At 45.4% G+C, this 390-nt stretch carries 2 rRNA genes; both read right to left on the bottom strand.

Going from position 1 to position 390, the window contains the following annotated elements:
• Positions 1 to 67 precede the first annotated feature (67 nt).
• A 5S ribosomal RNA gene (gene rrf / locus AC1DEF_RS29340) occupies positions 68 to 183 on the bottom strand.
• 68 nt (positions 184 to 251) lie between these two features.
• A 23S ribosomal RNA gene (locus AC1DEF_RS29335) occupies positions 252 to 390 on the bottom strand; the annotation flags it as partial.

Genomic DNA, 390 nt, shown 5'->3' with positions numbered 1-390 from the left:
CGGGTTATGAGCCCGACGAGCTACCGAACTGCTCCACCCCGCGATGATAAAAAAGCAAAATAAAAATGCCTAGCGATGTCCTACTCTCACAGGGACAAAGTCCCAACTACCATCGGCGCTAAAGAGCTTAACTTCCGTGTTCGGTATGGGAACGGGTGTGACCTCTTTGCCATTATCACTAGACATTTATATGAGATTGTTCTCTCAAAACTAGGTAACAGTTTGCTGAGTAAAGCTTATACTTTTAAAGTTTGGTTAAGTCCTCGATCGATTAGTATCAGTCAGCTACACATGTCGCCACGCTTCCACCTCTGACCTATCAACCTGATCATCTTTCAGGGATCTTACTAGCTTGCGCTATGGGAAATCTCATCTTGAGGGGGGCTTCAT

The sequence above is a fragment of the Priestia sp. 10L35 genome, assembly GCF_056395685.1.
The sequence above is the reverse complement of the archived record's forward strand: the minus strand, read 5'-3'. Positions and strand labels throughout refer to the sequence as shown.